The organism is Pseudoalteromonas prydzensis (assembly GCF_001661495.1).
Classification (GTDB): Bacteria; Pseudomonadota; Gammaproteobacteria; order Enterobacterales; family Alteromonadaceae; genus Pseudoalteromonas; species Pseudoalteromonas prydzensis.
Genome location: NZ_BDDT01000017.1, coordinates 51,675 through 65,506, shown reverse-complemented (window position 1 = coordinate 65,506; position 13,832 = coordinate 51,675). Strand labels below are relative to the sequence as shown.

The 13,832-nt window shown below is 42.4% G+C and carries 16 protein-coding genes and 8 tRNA genes; 15 read left to right on the top strand and 9 right to left on the bottom strand.

All coding sequences use genetic code 11. The features are described 5' to 3' along the window. Positions 1 to 47: 47 nt before the first annotated feature. The 3 genes from A7968_RS20315 to A7968_RS20305 form a co-directional block, all read right to left on the bottom strand. A complete protein-coding gene (locus tag A7968_RS20315) occupies positions 48 to 821 on the bottom strand; it encodes a Zn-ribbon-containing protein (RefSeq protein ID WP_064668353.1) in 774 nt (257 codons plus the stop codon). A 9-nt stretch (positions 822 to 830) separates the two neighbouring features. After that, positions 831 to 1,100 (bottom strand): hypothetical protein, encoded by a 270-nt coding sequence (locus tag A7968_RS20310; protein WP_064668352.1) that lies wholly within the window; start codon positions 1,098 to 1,100, stop codon positions 831 to 833. An 89-nt stretch (positions 1,101 to 1,189) separates the two neighbouring features. Beyond that, positions 1,190 to 1,423: a DUF2789 domain-containing protein gene (locus A7968_RS20305; protein ID WP_064668351.1), complete on the bottom strand. Its 234-nt coding sequence runs from the start codon at positions 1,421 to 1,423 to the stop codon at positions 1,190 to 1,192. Positions 1,424 to 1,576: 153 nt separating this feature from the next. Here A7968_RS20305 and A7968_RS20300 point away from each other — a divergent pair, with 153 nt between their 5' ends. Further along, positions 1,577 to 2,218, top strand: coding sequence for a GNAT family N-acetyltransferase (locus tag A7968_RS20300; protein ID WP_064668350.1), 642 nt, complete (start codon positions 1,577 to 1,579; stop codon positions 2,216 to 2,218). Positions 2,219 to 2,880: 662 nt separating this feature from the next. Here A7968_RS20300 and A7968_RS20295 read toward each other — a convergent pair. Further along, positions 2,881 to 3,180, bottom strand: coding sequence for a DUF3301 domain-containing protein (locus A7968_RS20295; protein WP_064668349.1), 300 nt, complete (start codon positions 3,178 to 3,180; stop codon positions 2,881 to 2,883). After that, complete coding sequence (locus A7968_RS20290; RefSeq protein ID WP_064668348.1) at positions 3,181 to 4,209, bottom strand: DUF3549 family protein; 1,029 nt, start codon at positions 4,207 to 4,209, stop codon at positions 3,181 to 3,183. A 103-nt stretch (positions 4,210 to 4,312) separates the two neighbouring features. On the opposite strand from A7968_RS20290, the gene A7968_RS20285 reads away from it, so the two are divergent. From A7968_RS20285 to A7968_RS20275, 3 genes are read left to right on the top strand one after another with little or no spacing between them, the layout of a single operon-like run. After that, positions 4,313 to 4,633, top strand: a complete 321-nt coding sequence (locus A7968_RS20285; RefSeq protein WP_064668347.1) for a YqcC family protein — start codon at positions 4,313 to 4,315, stop codon at positions 4,631 to 4,633. Then, entirely contained in the window at positions 4,626 to 5,390 is a 765-nt protein-coding gene (truC, locus tag A7968_RS20280; protein ID WP_064668346.1) for a tRNA pseudouridine(65) synthase TruC, read from the top strand. Before A7968_RS20285 ends, truC begins: the two co-directional genes overlap by 8 nt. Beyond that, positions 5,390 to 5,839, top strand: coding sequence for a flavodoxin (locus A7968_RS20275; protein WP_064668345.1), 450 nt, complete (start codon positions 5,390 to 5,392; stop codon positions 5,837 to 5,839). Before truC ends, A7968_RS20275 begins: the two co-directional genes overlap by 1 nt. 51 nt (positions 5,840 to 5,890) lie before the next feature. Here A7968_RS20275 and A7968_RS20270 read toward each other — a convergent pair whose 3' ends face one another. Then, positions 5,891 to 7,477, bottom strand: a complete 1,587-nt coding sequence (locus A7968_RS20270) for a LysM peptidoglycan-binding domain-containing protein (protein ID WP_064668344.1) — start codon at positions 7,475 to 7,477, stop codon at positions 5,891 to 5,893. A gap of 137 nt (positions 7,478 to 7,614) precedes the next feature. Then, positions 7,615 to 8,400, bottom strand: a complete 786-nt coding sequence (gene gloB, locus A7968_RS20265; RefSeq protein WP_064668343.1) for a hydroxyacylglutathione hydrolase — start codon at positions 8,398 to 8,400, stop codon at positions 7,615 to 7,617. 52 nt (positions 8,401 to 8,452) lie between these two features. Between gloB and A7968_RS20260 the strand changes: the two genes are divergently transcribed. Further along, positions 8,453 to 9,211 (top strand): class I SAM-dependent methyltransferase, encoded by a 759-nt coding sequence (locus A7968_RS20260; protein WP_064668342.1) that lies wholly within the window; start codon positions 8,453 to 8,455, stop codon positions 9,209 to 9,211. On the opposite strand, the gene A7968_RS20255 is transcribed toward A7968_RS20260, so the two are convergent. Next, the gene (locus A7968_RS20255; protein WP_064668341.1) at positions 9,182 to 10,045 is read right to left on the bottom strand and encodes an MBL fold metallo-hydrolase; all 864 of its coding nucleotides are present in this window, start codon (positions 10,043 to 10,045) and stop codon (positions 9,182 to 9,184) included. The genes A7968_RS20260 and A7968_RS20255 overlap by 30 nt on opposite strands. Positions 10,046 to 10,131: 86 nt before the next feature. Next, a complete protein-coding gene (rnhA, locus tag A7968_RS20250) occupies positions 10,132 to 10,599 on the bottom strand; it encodes a ribonuclease HI (protein WP_064668340.1) in 468 nt (155 codons plus the stop codon). A 68-nt stretch (positions 10,600 to 10,667) separates the two neighbouring features. On the opposite strand from rnhA, the gene dnaQ reads away from it, so the two are divergent. From dnaQ to A7968_RS20200, 10 genes are all read left to right on the top strand, one after another. Continuing rightward, complete coding sequence (gene dnaQ / locus A7968_RS20245; protein ID WP_064668339.1) at positions 10,668 to 11,372, top strand: DNA polymerase III subunit epsilon; 705 nt, start codon at positions 10,668 to 10,670, stop codon at positions 11,370 to 11,372. 8 nt (positions 11,373 to 11,380) lie between these two features. After that, positions 11,381 to 12,757 carry a TIGR03503 family protein gene (locus tag A7968_RS20240; RefSeq protein ID WP_064668338.1) on the top strand — a complete coding sequence of 459 codons (1,377 nt, stop codon included), beginning with the start codon at positions 11,381 to 11,383 and terminating at the stop codon, positions 12,755 to 12,757. A 98-nt stretch (positions 12,758 to 12,855) separates the two neighbouring features. Further along, positions 12,856 to 12,932 (top strand) — tRNA-Asp (locus tag A7968_RS20235). Positions 12,933 to 12,959: 27 nt separating this feature from the next. After that, positions 12,960 to 13,036 (top strand) — tRNA-Asp (locus tag A7968_RS20230). 41 nt (positions 13,037 to 13,077) lie between these two features. Then, positions 13,078 to 13,154: transfer RNA gene (locus A7968_RS20225), tRNA-Asp, on the top strand. A gap of 31 nt (positions 13,155 to 13,185) precedes the next feature. Then, positions 13,186 to 13,262: transfer RNA gene (locus tag A7968_RS20220), tRNA-Asp, on the top strand. A gap of 38 nt (positions 13,263 to 13,300) precedes the next feature. Then, positions 13,301 to 13,377 (top strand) — tRNA-Asp (locus tag A7968_RS20215). 38 nt (positions 13,378 to 13,415) lie between these two features. After that, positions 13,416 to 13,492: transfer RNA gene (locus A7968_RS20210), tRNA-Asp, on the top strand. A gap of 37 nt (positions 13,493 to 13,529) precedes the next feature. Then, positions 13,530 to 13,606, top strand: a tRNA-Asp gene (locus A7968_RS20205). 54 nt (positions 13,607 to 13,660) lie between these two features. Beyond that, positions 13,661 to 13,737 (top strand) — tRNA-Asp (locus tag A7968_RS20200). Positions 13,738 to 13,832 lie beyond the last annotated feature (95 nt).

Sequence of the window (13,832 nt, the reverse complement as noted above, 5' to 3'; positions counted from 1 at the left end):
ACTGCGCAGTAGCAAACGCTGCGCAGTGCTTTATTAGAAGCGATTTGTTACTGAAAATCCCACGATATATTCGACACTAAGCCACATGGCTCACAGCGAAAATCAAATAACCCAAACCATGATTCAGGTAACTTCCAGTCACCATTACAGCTTGGACACTTTCGTTCGCGTTCTGAGTTTTTGTCTTTGCCGCCCACCCGATACAAATAATAATACACAGGCTTTTTAGTCAAAAAGCTCACTCGTTTGGCAATATCTTTACCACGGCGTGAAAGATCGCTATCAAGGTTTGATATTTCATCTAAAGCGGGAAATTCACATCGTGTAGCGCCATTAATTTGAATTTGATCACACGCTTGCCAATCTTCTTGCCACTTTATTAGGGTTTTATAATCACCATTGGCAATCGCAGGAATGCGAAATAACGGCACCGGTAAAAAGTCATCACCACAATACAATGGACTACATGTATGAACATACGTGGTATATAAAATATAACTCGATGGTTCATGGCACTGATCAGCGCCATTAGAGTGGATATCTTGACCAATCACTTTGATTTTAGGGGCCAGCAACCCGGCATCGTGAAGTTTATCAATACTGTGTTTAACAAACGGGCTGTTGTTAAGTGGGTGCATTGCATCATCGGTCGGGCACATAACGCGGGTAACGAAGTAGCCATCTTTTAGCACAGTTGGAAATTCTTCACCCATTATTTGGCCGTTAAAGCGCAATGCATTCACTAAGCGATTTATTGCTTGCTCGGCATTTTCAAGGGTTGTATCTTGGTAACAATCAAACGTTAAATCAACAACAAACATGTAAAGTCTCTAGTTTTTATTTTCGAGTAGGGCGAGTAAGCGATCAAGCTTTTGCTCAATACGATCAAGTTGACTTACATCACTGACAGCCTCAACTGCAACATTGGCTGATTTTGCCAAGTTATGAATAGAATCTGGGTTATTTTTATATTGGCTTACGGCTGCAATAATAACAGGTAACGGGATCGGTTGTGTTAGTTTACTTTTAGTTAAAGCGACAGTAGGGGTTTTGCCTTCGTCAAGAAGGGCTTTGATTGCATCAAAAACAACGGCATTCATTCTATTTTTAAACTCTTTAAAGTAAGGCGCAACACGCAGATGTGCTGCGCCGGGTATAATAACAGGTGGTTGGCTGTAGCCAAGTACTTTTACTGCTGACGTAAACGTACATCCAGTTCATCAATCACTTCACTCCAATCGCCGTCTTCTGCTAATGACTCTGCAATAAAGTGGCGTTGTGCTTGATCCCAAAATGGCGCATCTTGCAACAAGGTGGTGTCAGGTAGTGAATGAGCAGCAATAAAAGTATCAATTTCACTCTCTGAACTTGCTAAGCCCAGCTGTTTGAAGAGTGTATTGATATCGTGTTTAGTGGTATCCATGTCGTGCTCCTTGATGATAACTGAAAAACAGTAATAGAACTTTATGATGGGTTGTTAGAGTTTAACACCCGCTGAATTTGCCTTTTAATGCAGATAGGAATATACCTATAGCTGTTGCTACAGAAAAAATCAAAATAAAAATAAGGATAAGTCATGACCGTAGAGACTGAGAATGAAACATTACGTGTGCAGTATATAGCCGCAGAAGACATCAGTATCGCAGCGAGTTTAATTTACCAAGCCTATCATGATGATCCGCTCTTACAGCCTTTGCTAAACTACAGTGAATCAAATAAAGCCAGCTATGAAAAAAAACTACGTGCTTTGATCCGCGAAGAGCTCAACACATTTTGGCAAGAAAAACAGCCGTTAATTGGTTTATATAAACAAGATAGGTTAAAAGCAGTCGCGTGTGTGTTTGAATCCGATAGTCAGTTACAAGCCCAGCGTTATTGGCATTGGCGTTTAAAGTTAATGCTCAGCGCAGGTTATTTACAAACCAATCAATTGATTGAAAAAGAACAAACGATCCGCAATGCGCTCAGCAGCCAAGGTAATTATTACTTTTTAGCATTTATTGCCGTTGATCCGCATTTTCATGGCCAAGGTATTGGTCGCTACTTATTACGCGGCTTAAATGATTTAGTGCAAAGTAATGAGAGTGCCTCAGGCATGGCGGTTTTTGTTACCCAAGAGCAGCACACCGCATTTTTTGCCAGTGAAGGGTTTACGTCTTTACAGCACCTTACGTTTAATAATGTACAAGGTGAACTGCTGTTTAAATCAGCTGAATGACATTGATAAGGTATAAACGCCATTATGGAAATATCACTGTGAGAGATATCTTACATTATCGTGCGCTTTAGCCGTTTATTCCTCTATGATTAGTGCTGTTAAGTAGTTAAGTTATTGTTTTATATTAACTCTATTGTTTTTGCAAAATTGTGACATGAAAATTATTGTTATTTGTAACTATCGCTAACTCCACTTTGCTTTAAACTTTACTTTGTCAAGACGACACAGACTCAATGAATGAGCTGCTGCCAAGGAAATGGATTATGGCAATTAAGCATGAAGCTTAGCAGGAAGCAAACGGACAAGTTAACACGGATGCAAGGACGAACAAGGACACCGCCAGGATGCGGCACATTAGCGGAGCTAATGATAAGGACAACTCAAAGGATTATATTACAGGAAGTAATAGGAGCGGTTGGAACCGCAGGACGGCCAGGCTGGCAAGAGGATAACACTAGGACGTGTAGGATATTGCATAGATGCAATGTGAGGGTGTATTTGGATATATACCCGTTCAGGGGATAGATAAAAATGGTAGCTTCGGCGTAGGTATGGATGCCTTGTTATGGACGAAGTCAGATTGGGGCGTAACTATATGTTACGCCTTAGTTTTTTAAGTTGACATATAACAGCCACCCACAAAACCATTTCTAACTTTCTAACTAGATCTTATGCGGTGGTACTACCACACTTTTTAGCATTTCATTTTCCATCAACAACACGCCTTGGTAAACACTTTCACCATCACTGGAAAACTCAAAAATAAACTCGCTCTTAATACCTGGTTTGCCGCTTTTTAATAAGCCAAAGCGGCGTTTAATACAGGCGACACTCATTAACTGTACTTGCAGTTGATCGCTTTGCCGTTTGGCATGCGCATTGGCAGCCTCAGCCACTTTACGATTAAGCCAAAACAGATAAATAACCGCACCAATGATAATGAATGTCCACAAACTTGCCATTTACGAGAATAACCTTCCAATTGCGCGGGCGAGGGTTTCGCTGCGATTTTCTTTACGTAACAAACCTAATAAGTGCGGGCGAATACTGGGTATTGCAACTAAATCCGCGAAAATACTTGGGAATAATTCTTCAATCTGTTGCTGGTGGGCGCAGTTATCCATAAAAATATGCAACCGTTCAGGGTCGCTTAGTAAATTAAAGCAGCGACCTGCTATGGTTTGCAGAACATCTGACTCACAGGCAATATCTGACTGTAAAATGGTATCCACTAATTGTGCTGTTAGTGTCTGCGCTTGTGCTTTAGACATTGCTCGCAAGGCGCAGCACAGTGCTAATGTATCTTTTTGTGTAATGGCTTGTTGAGCATAGCTTAACAGTTGCTCGCTTAATGATGGGGGGATTTCAACATGTTCAAGCATGGCACTGAGTGGCTGTAATACCTCTGCTGGCAGCTGCTGCCAAGCATTTTGTAACGCGGCTAAGTTTTTATCATCATCTAAGCGTAGCGCAAAATCAGCAATGCCTTGCACCGCAACACTTTGCCAATTATCAAACCCGAGTTTGCCACTAAAATACAATTGGCTGTATTCGTAATATTGTGACGCAGGTTGTTTTAACAGTACTTTTAATTGTGCGTTAAAGGCGGCTAATTTATTGGCATTGGGGGTAAAAACGTAAGGGTTGTTATCAAGTTTACCGTCGGCTTGGCTGCCGGTTAAGTCATTACCAATTGCTTCAATCACCATATTGGCAAAATGGTCGCGGCTTGCACAAACCAACTTACTTTGCTCGTCAACTGGAAACTTTAAAAACCATACATAGGGTTCACTACTGGCTTTGCTATCCCAAAATTGAATGGCTAACCAAGCATGGCCAGCTAAAGGAAAAGGGTAGGGGATTTGCGCCTGCTCAATGGCCAGAAACTGCTTCTTATCTAGCTTGGTTATATGTCTGCCAATATCAAAAACGCGCCATGTGGTGCCTGCGCCATCAAGTAATTGCCCTAAAGTTGCGATTTGCTCGGTCATAATGATCCACTGATTTTTACTGCAAAATTCTGCAAATTATACGTCATAGCAGGCCATGTGGGAACAGGGTATAATCACGCAATGATAATCAAAGAGGGCGGTTATGTACCAACAGACCCAAGCGTATTTAACGCAACTAATAGCCTTATTAAAGCAGCACCAATTGTGGCAAGATGAGCCGATAGACCCAAGCGCGTTAAATTCAACAGTGCCTTTTTGCCACGATACTATGGCGTTTGAGCAATGGCTGCAATTTGTATTTATTGAAAAAATGCAGTTATTGATCAGTGAAGTTCACCCGTTACCCAGTAATTTTGCTATCGCGCCAATGGCTGAACTGATGCTCGCGCAAAAACCGGGTGGTATAGCAATTACGCAACTGCTGGCCCAGCTTGATCAATTATTAGGAAGTAATAATGAATGAACGCCTAGCCCCCGTTGAGTTTGGTGAGCTTGAAATTTTGTATCGTGATGAAAACTATATTGCCATTAATAAACCGTCTGGTTTGTTAGTGCATCGCTCATTTTTAGACAAACACGAAACGCAATTTGCGATGCAGATGCTACGCGATCAAATTGGCCAACATGTGTTTCCTGTTCATCGTTTAGACAGGCCTACTTCGGGCGTCTTGCTGTTTGCATTAAGCTCTGATGCTGCACGCGATATCAATCAGTTATTTATTGATAATCAAATTACTAAACGTTATTTAGCGTTAGTGCGTGGCTTTGCCCCAGAGTCGGTATATTTAGACAAGCCATTAAAAGAAGAGCTGGATAAAATAGCAGATAAATTTGCAGCACAAGATAAAGCCGCGCAAGAAGCGCAAACTCAATTTAATTGTTTGCATCAGGCAACCTTGCCAATACCAATTGGTAAATACCCGACAGTACGGTATTCCTTGGTTGAGTGTTTTCCTAAAACGGGGCGCAAGCATCAAATCCGCCGTCATTTAAAACACTTATCTTTACCGATCATTGGTGATGTAAATCATGGTGACAACCAACATAATCAGTTTTTTAGGGATCATTTTGCACTGCGTCGATTAATGTTATTTGCAACTGAGCTTAACTTTGTGCACCCTTATACTCAGCAACTAATAAAAATTAAAGCGCCACTGGGCGAGGCAATGCTGAACATTTGTACTCAACTAGGCTGGCCCAATCAAGAAAAGGATTATTAATGGCAACTATAAGTGTCTTTGTCGGCAGTGTGTACGGTGGCGCCGAGCGCCTAAGTGATGAGGTTATTGAGGCGATTGAGCAAGCAGGCCATCAGGTTAAGCTGATAAGCTCTCCAACCATTGACGATATAAAATCGGCCAGTCACATTTTAGTGATCACCTCTACCACTGGTCAGGGTGACATTCCTGATAATTTAGCGCCGTTTTACGCCCAGCTTAATAGTCAATTTCCTATGCTAACAGGTAAGCCTTACGGAATTATTGCGATGGGTGACAGAAGCTACGGTGATACCTTTTGTGGTGCAGGGCGCAGTTTTGATGAATTGTTTCGTGACTTACAAGCCAAACCCGTTGGTCATCGCTTAGAAATTGATGCGTGCGAAGATTTTGAACCTTGGCCTGTTACTGAGCCATGGTTAAAGCAGTGGCTTGCTAAAATTCCAGAGTAAAGGCAATAAAAAAGAGCGTGTTCGCTCTTTTTTATTGTCTGCACGATTTGTTTAGGTGCTTTTTACATCCACTTTAAGTTTTAACTTTTGCCCCGGCTGTAGATATTTTTGCCCAGCAAGGTTATTCCACTTAATAATGTCGTTAACGCTTAAGTTAAACTTATCGGCGATACGTGCCAACGAGTCACCGCGGCGCACTTTATAGGTAATAGTACGATTGCTGCTGATCAAAGCGGTTTGCGTATTACTTGATGTTTTATAAACAGTTAACTTTTGACCTAAACGTAATACGCTGTTCTTTTTAAGCTTGTTCCATTTTGCCAGTTCATTAATGGTAACATCATACTCTCGACTAATATCCCAAAGGGTATCACCACTTTTAACCGTGTGAGAGAGCTTCTTTTGGCTGTTTTTATTGGCTGCTAAGCGCACTTGTTCAGGTAAATGTGCGCTATTAATTGCTCCATCACTCAATGGCACCAATAATTGCTGACCTACCCGAATGGTATTTGATTTGAGCTTGTTTAGTGATTTGATAGCACTGGTACTGGTTGCAAACTTTTTCGCAATCACAGAGAGGCTATCACCGTTGGCGACAATATATTGTTGCCAACGTAAGCGATCTTTAAGTGCCGTTTTTGCTAATAACTGCTGAAACTGTTCAACTTTATCAGTGGGTAATAATAAAAAGTGTGGACCATTTGGATCCGTTGCCCAGCGATTAAACCCAGGGTTTAAGCGATACAGTTCTGTTAAGCTGATATCGGCCATTTGAGCCGCTAACGCCAGATCAATTTGAGAGCCAATATCAACTGCTTCGACAACTTGTGCATTGATGATTGGGTTCCAGTTTAGGCCAAATTCATCAGCGCGTTTTAATAAGTCAGACAGTGCAAGTAGTTTTGGTACATAAGCGGTGGTTTCGCTTGGTAAATCAAGCGACCAAAAATCGGTCGGTAAATGTTTTTTGCGATTCTTTTTTATCGCGCGTAACAAACGACCTTCACCTGAATTATACGCGGCAATCGCATTCAGCCAGTCACCATCTAAGGTTTTGTGCAAATAAGATAGGTAATCAAGCGCGGCTCGAGTTGATTGCACAATGTCACGACGACCGTCGTACCACCAGTTTTGTTTTAAATCAAAACGCTCACCGGTTTGCGGCATAAATTGCCAAATACCCGATGCACTGCGGTTTGAATAACCGAATGGGTCAAAGGCACTTTCTACAATCGGCAGTAATGCAATCTCGATCGGCATGTTGCGCTTTTCAACTTCTTCTACAATAAAATGCAGGTAAGGCTCAGCACGTTTTGAAATACGATCAAGGTAAGCTTGGTGCTTTGCATAATAATTACGCTCGGTAACCACAGGGCGGTTTTGCGGCACTTCTATTGATAATTGGTAACGAATGCGCTCCCAGACATCATCAAAAACCGGTGGCGCTGCATCTACATCATTCAATTGATGGTATTGCGCATTGATCATTAATGCTTCGCTAATATCGTTCGGGCTTGCGCCTTCAAATTGCGGTTGCGTTGCTTGATTGGCAATTGCGTCATCAGACGATGTTGATGTCAATGTTTGACAACCACTTAGCACTAACGCCAAGGCTAAAACGAGGGGGGATTTATTCATAAATACCAATACATCAGGTAAAAAACTCGGCGAATATTACCCGTAATGAGCTAACATTGCCACTTTTTGACCATTTAAAAACTGCAACAACTGACTGATTAGCCTGATAATAGGTTGATTATTATCAGGTAATATTTTTAAAAGTGGTCTTTCCAGGTTCTAAGACCTGCAAAGTTTTGCCAAGGTTCATTATTTTGTAATATGTTTTTTGTAAACGGATTATATTGCTTAGGTAAGTTGTCTGTTATGCCTGCAATATCACTGCGCATAAACGGGTTAATTTTTAGTTCTAACGCGAGCGTGCTTGGTAAGGTAATTTGCTTATTGTTGCGTTTTGTATCCACCCATTGCGCGTACTCAATTAAATCGCGGTTGCTAGGTTCAACTGCCAACGCAAAGGCTAAATTGGCTTGTGTATATTCATGGGTACAATAAATTTTGCACGTTGAGGGTAATTTTTTTAATTTATCAAAAGAGTACTGCATTTGCTCCGCAGTCCCTTCAAATAAACGCCCGCAGCCACCGCTAAATAAAGTATCGCCAGTGAAAGCAAGCGCAGGATTGGTATAACAAATATGATCTAGGGTGTGCCCTGGCGTGGTAATAATCGTAAACTCAGTATTCAGTACCGTGATTTTATCACCGTCATTTAGTGCTTTGGTGATCCCTTTAAATGGGCTATTAGCTGGGCCGTAGACGTCAATACCGGCAAACTCTTCTCGCAAGGTATTTACGCCATCCGTATGGTCATAATGATGGTGGGTAATTAAAATCCCCGCAAGGGTTAAGCCTGCCTCAGCTAAATAGTTGAGTACAGGCTCTGCTTGGCCAGGGTCGACTACCCAAGCCGCAGTGCTTCCAGGCTCGTTGAGGCACCAAATATAATTATCTGAAAAGGCTTTAATTGCTTTGACTTGCACCATGTGACTTTGCTCTATAAAGTGACGATATTACACAGTATAACGAGCTCAGCGAATGAAACCAGCCCTTAGTTTTCAAGAAGGACCCAAACCACTGTCGTGGCAAGAGTTTCCTCATGGTGACTATTTACGCAGCGATATAGAACGTAAAATGGATAAGTGGTTACCGCGTATGTTTGGTTATCACATGTTAAAACTGGGAAATTTGAGTGGTGAACTCAATACCAGTAAAAGCACGATAAAACATCAAGTGTGTGTGGCGGAATCTGGGCCATTCACTGGCGTGGTAGCAGATATTGATGAATTACCCTTTTACGAGCATAGTATCGATGCGTGTATTTTAAGCCATTGTTTAGAATATCATTCTGATCCGCATCATATATTACGTGAAGCACATCGCACTTTGATCCCCGGTGGTTACATGGTGATCACCGGCTTTAACCCATTTAGCTTGTGTGGTTTGGCGCAATTACTGCCTTTTAGTGGCCAAAAGTTACCTTGGACAGGGCGCTTTTTTACCCCCGCACGTGTCAAAGACTGGCTTAACTTACTTGGTTTTGAAATTGTCAGTGATGAGCGGTTTATTTATTCATCGTTGGCGCGCGGTAATCGCTTATCGCGGTTTGCGTCATGGCGACGTTTTACTAAGCAATACTTAAAACCGATGGGCAGTGTATATATGTTAGTAGCACGCAAGCGAGTAGCACCATTGACACCAATAAAACCTAAGTGGCATGCACGCCCTCAATTTGCGCCAGTTAAAGGTGCAGGGTTGCGACAAACCTCAAAGCAGCACCGTGAGCGGGATAGTTAAATAGCGTTGCTCATTCTGTTTTGCTTGTGGTAATTGTCCTGCGCGAATGTTCATTTGTATTGCTGGGTGAAGTAAAGCAGGGACATTGAGAGTGGCATCGCGTGTTTGCCGAGTCTGAATATAATCCTGCTCATTAGCTTGTAGATGAATATTACTTTTCCGCTGCTGTGCAACTGTGCTTTTATTGGCTAACTCGCGGCCATTTGGTTGATAGTCATGGCACATCCATAATATGGTTTGATCTGGTAATGACAGTATTCGTTGTAGCGACTGATACAACTGCTTGGCACTGCCGCCTGGAAAGTCACAGCGAGCGGTGCCGCTATCGGGCATAAAGAAGGTGTCACCGACAAATAAATTCCCTTCAACTAAATAGCACACACTATCTGGGGTATGCCCAGGTGTTGCGATCACAGTAACGTTAGACTCGCCAAGCATAAAGTTGTCATTATCGTTAAACAGTTGTTCAAAAGGGCTGCCGTCACAGGGCATATCGATATCATATAAGCGGCTAAAGTGTTGCTGCACTTGTGTTATTTTACTGCCAGTTGCGAGCTTACAAGGGTGAGTTGTGCCTAATTGCTGCTTAATATAACTGGCTGCGGTAATGTGGTCGGCATGGGCATGAGTTTCTAAAACCCACTCAAGCAGCAGCTTGTTTTCATCGATATGGCGAATAATGTCATTGGCGGTATTAAAGCTTAGTATGCCGCTGGCTGCGTTAAAGTCTGCAGGGCTATCAATCAACATGGCTGCCTTAGTGACACTGCAAGACACTAAATAGCTAAAGGTCGCACTTTGTTGATGAAAAAAAGACTCGACTAAAATAGACATTAAACAACTCCGTTATATGATATAGCTAAATCTTATATCATATAACTAAGTTGTTAAATGCTTTGCGGTGAATTTTTTAAATTAGGCTATTCTGGTTTATAGCCTGTATCTTCAAGTAAGTTTTTACTGCCAGCGGCATCACGGGCTAAATCATCAACTATTTCGTTATATTTATTGCCGCTGTGACCTTTTACCCATTTCCAGGTAATGTTGTGACGGGCGCAGGCTTCGTCGAGGCGTTTCCATAAATCGACATTTTTAACTGGTTTTTTTGCGGCGGTCTTCCAGCCGCGTTTTTTCCAGTTGGCAAGCCAGGATTCAATCCCTTGTTTTACATATTGGCTGTCGGTGGTGAGGTTAATCTCACAAGGACGGTTCAAACTTTCTAGTGCAACAATTGCTGCGAGCATTTCCATGCGGTTATTAGTGGTGAGGGTGTAACCTTGGCTTAATTTTTTTTCGTGGTCATTATAAAACATAAAAATACCATAACCGCCGGGGCCCGGATTACCTAAACATGAGCCATCGGTGTAAATCTCTACGGTTTTTTGCACTGTTTTCCCTTGATCTTATGTACAATAAAGTGATTATAGAAAGATACCAGAGTCAGGCTAAATTCGATATGGCACGTAGACAAATAGTTTTAGATACAGAAACCACCGGCATCGACCCCAAACAGGGGCATCGTATTATTGAAATCGGCTGTGTGGAATTAGTTAATCGCCGTTTAACTGGCAATAACTTTCACGTTTATATTAATCCGCAGCGTAAAAGTGAAGAAGAAGCCATTGATGTTCACGGTATCACTAACGAGTTTTTACGTGATAAACCGCTATTTCATCAAATCGCCCAAGAATTTCTCGACTATATTAAAGGGGCGGAGCTAGTAATTCATAATGCGCCGTTCGATGTCGGCCATATGGATAATGAATTTGCGCTACTTAATCAAGGTTATCAAAAAACTCACGATTACTGCCAAGTTCTCGACACCCTCAAAATGGCGCGTGACTTGCATCCAGGTCAGAAGAACAATCTTGATGCATTATGTCGTCGTTATGATGTCGATAACACGAAACGTACCTTACACGGCGCGTTACTGGATTCGGAGATCTTAGCTGACGTTTATTTAGCGATGACTGGTGGGCAAGTAAAGCTCAACCTGAATCAAAATAAAAATCAAGGCAGTGAACAGCAGCAAAAAGAATTGCGTCGTTTAGATCCCAACCGAGCGCCGTTGGTAGTCCTGCATGCCAGTAGTGACGAGCAACTGGCTCATGAAGAACGGTTAAATATAGTCGGTAGCCAATGTTTATGGCGTGCCGAATAAGGCAAAGCATGAGAAGCATACTATTAGCTGTGTGTTTGGTAATGATGTTACCAAGTACCAGCAATGCAACCAGTGAAGATAAAATAACCTTACTGCAACGTGATGGGCAGCAAAATGAAATTCCATTATTGGAAAATCGTTTTCGCATCGATTATAAAGTTGACGAAATTACCTTATTGTTTTTTCGTAAGCCCGGTGCGCCTGCGGTCGTTTTAGTTAAACCTGATGGCAGTAAATACTATGCAACGTCAGCAAGAAAGGATGACAATCTGCAATGGTTTGATGAACTCAGCTATGACTTGATCACCATAAAAAACCCTATGCCAGGCCCTTGGCAAGTGGTTGGCAGTATTTTACCGAAAAGCAGAATTGTAGTACTTGGTGAAGTAGAGCTACAAGTTGAGCCATTACCAGCGCTTTTATTTCGTGGCGAGACGGTAAAAATGACTGGGCGGATTTTAAATGATGGTCAGCCAATAAATACCGGCTTATTTCGTGATGTAGTTAGCTTACATGTTGACTTTATTAGTACCAACAACAGTGACTTTGCTAACTTTGGTGCGGGTACTCACAATGTTGCAGAGTTTAAAGATGACGGCCGTGGTTTTGATGAGCGCCCCAAAGACGGCGTTTTTACCGGAGAATTTAAATTAGTTTTCCCAGCCGGACAATGGCAACCGGAACTTTACATTGAAACCCCACTATTAAAGCGCACAGTCGTTCAAGATATTTTAGAAGTTAAAGAGCCTCCTTTTAGTTATAGCATCGCACTAGCCGAGGATGACCTACAAGAACATCAATTAACCATCACCCTCGATAAGCAAATTGTGCAGCCTGAAACCGTATTGATCCAAGGCAAAATTTATTACCCCAATAATGAAGAGCAGATGTTTACCTTGGACGCTAATAATGGTTTAACCCGCGAATTGGCAATTAAAAATTATGATTGGGGTAGATACAGTGTTGAACTGTCTGTTTTTGGCACTAATGTGAATGGCCGTGAATTTATGGCAACGCTCCCCACTTATAAGTTTGAGATAGAGCGACCAATAGAAGTAGTACCTGAATTACCAGCACCCGTTATTAGTGAAGCAGAGCAACAAGAGATAGAAAGAGTTGCTAAAGAAGCAGAATCAATGGCAACAATGACATTAATAAGTTTAATTGTTGGTGGAAATCTGCTCATCTTATTCCTTGGTTGGTTAGCAATTCGTGTCTTTGTTCAGAAAAAATCGCTGCTACCAAAAATTAAGCTACCATTTTTGCAGAAAAAAACAGCAGTTGAAAATGAGCAGCAAAGTGAAGAAAAAAAACAACTTGATAAAAATGGTTCAAAAAGTGATAGAACCGGTGAAATTTTAAACCTTTCGATGTCAGATGACTAAAAAACCTATAAAAAAACAAAAAAGCCCTTGACGAAGTAGGGGTTGGTTCGTATTATTCACGCCGCTGTCAGGGGAGACTCAGACAGCAACGAAAATGCGGAGTGGTAGTTCAGTTGGTTAGAATACCGGCCTGTCACGCCGGGGGTCGCGGGTTCGAGTCCCGTCCACTCCGCCAATTTTCGACAATTTGTAAGTACGTGCTGGAGTGGTAGTTCAGTTGGTTAGAATACCGGCCTGTCACGCCGGGGGTCGCGGGTTCGAGTCCCGTCCACTCCGCCAACGCTTACACAACATATGGTTGTAAAACATATTCTTATTATGGAGTGGTAGTTCAGTTGGTTAGAATACCGGCCTGTCACGCCGGGGGTCGCGGGTTCGAGTCCCGTCCACTCCGCCAATAAGGAAAAATAACAGTTTAAATATGTGCTGGAGTGGTAGTTCAGTTGGTTAGAATACCGGCCTGTCACGCCGGGGGTCGCGGGTTCGAGTCCCGTCCACTCCGCCAACTATTTAAACAACGTTATATTACAAAATTTGTATGCTGGAGTGGTAGTTCAGTTGGTTAGAATACCGGCCTGTCACGCCGGGGGTCGCGGGTTCGAGTCCCGTCCACTCCGCCAACTATTTAAACAACGTTATATTACAAAATTTGTATGCTGGAGTGGTAGTTCAGTTGGTTAGAATACCGGCCTGTCACGCCGGGGGTCGCGGGTTCGAGTCCCGTCCACTCCGCCAACAAATTAAGTAATAACAAGTAATATGATATCTCTGCGGAGTGGTAGTTCAGTTGGTTAGAATACCGGCCTGTCACGCCGGGGGTCGCGGGTTCGAGTCCCGTCCACTCCGCCACTTGATATCAGTAATAAAATTAGTAAGTGCATTACCCCATGCACATACCACTGCGGAGTGGTAGTTCAGTTGGTTAGAATACCGGCCTGTCACGCCGGGGGTCGCGGGTTCGAGTCCCGTCCACTCCGCCACTTGTTATTTCCTCAATAACAAGTTTATAAAATCCTTATATAAATCTTTGCATAAAACATACTTTGGCTATCAGCTATCTGACCTTGACAAAGTA

Bases quoted from the DNA above. Each gene is read 5' to 3' on its own strand.
- A7968_RS20260 (WP_064668342.1), top strand. From the start codon at position 8,453: ATGAAACCAGCCCTTAGTTTTCAAGAAGGACCCAAACCACTGTCGTGG.
- A7968_RS20300 (WP_064668350.1), top strand. From the start codon at position 1,577: ATGACCGTAGAGACTGAGAATGAAACATTACGTGTGCAGTATATAGCC.
- truC (WP_064668346.1), top strand. From the start codon at position 4,626: ATGAATGAACGCCTAGCCCCCGTTGAGTTTGGTGAGCTTGAAATTTTG.
- A7968_RS20315 (WP_064668353.1), bottom strand. From the start codon at position 821: ATGTTTGTTGTTGATTTAACGTTTGATTGTTACCAAGATACAACCCTT.
- A7968_RS20270 (WP_064668344.1), bottom strand. From the start codon at position 7,477: ATGAATAAATCCCCCCTCGTTTTAGCCTTGGCGTTAGTGCTAAGTGGT.
- A7968_RS20305 (WP_064668351.1), bottom strand. From the start codon at position 1,423: ATGGATACCACTAAACACGATATCAATACACTCTTCAAACAGCTGGGC.
- A7968_RS20310 (WP_064668352.1), bottom strand. From the start codon at position 1,100: ATGAATGCCGTTGTTTTTGATGCAATCAAAGCCCTTCTTGACGAAGGC.
- A7968_RS20240 (WP_064668338.1), top strand. From the start codon at position 11,381: ATGAGAAGCATACTATTAGCTGTGTGTTTGGTAATGATGTTACCAAGT.
- A7968_RS20275 (WP_064668345.1), top strand. From the start codon at position 5,390: ATGGCAACTATAAGTGTCTTTGTCGGCAGTGTGTACGGTGGCGCCGAG.
- A7968_RS20290 (WP_064668348.1), bottom strand. From the start codon at position 4,209: ATGACCGAGCAAATCGCAACTTTAGGGCAATTACTTGATGGCGCAGGC.
- A7968_RS20285 (WP_064668347.1), top strand. From the start codon at position 4,313: ATGTACCAACAGACCCAAGCGTATTTAACGCAACTAATAGCCTTATTA.
- dnaQ (WP_064668339.1), top strand. From the start codon at position 10,668: ATGGCACGTAGACAAATAGTTTTAGATACAGAAACCACCGGCATCGAC.
- gloB (WP_064668343.1), bottom strand. From the start codon at position 8,400: ATGGTGCAAGTCAAAGCAATTAAAGCCTTTTCAGATAATTATATTTGG.
- A7968_RS20255 (WP_064668341.1), bottom strand. From the start codon at position 10,045: ATGTCTATTTTAGTCGAGTCTTTTTTTCATCAACAAAGTGCGACCTTT.
- A7968_RS20295 (WP_064668349.1), bottom strand. From the start codon at position 3,180: ATGGCAAGTTTGTGGACATTCATTATCATTGGTGCGGTTATTTATCTG.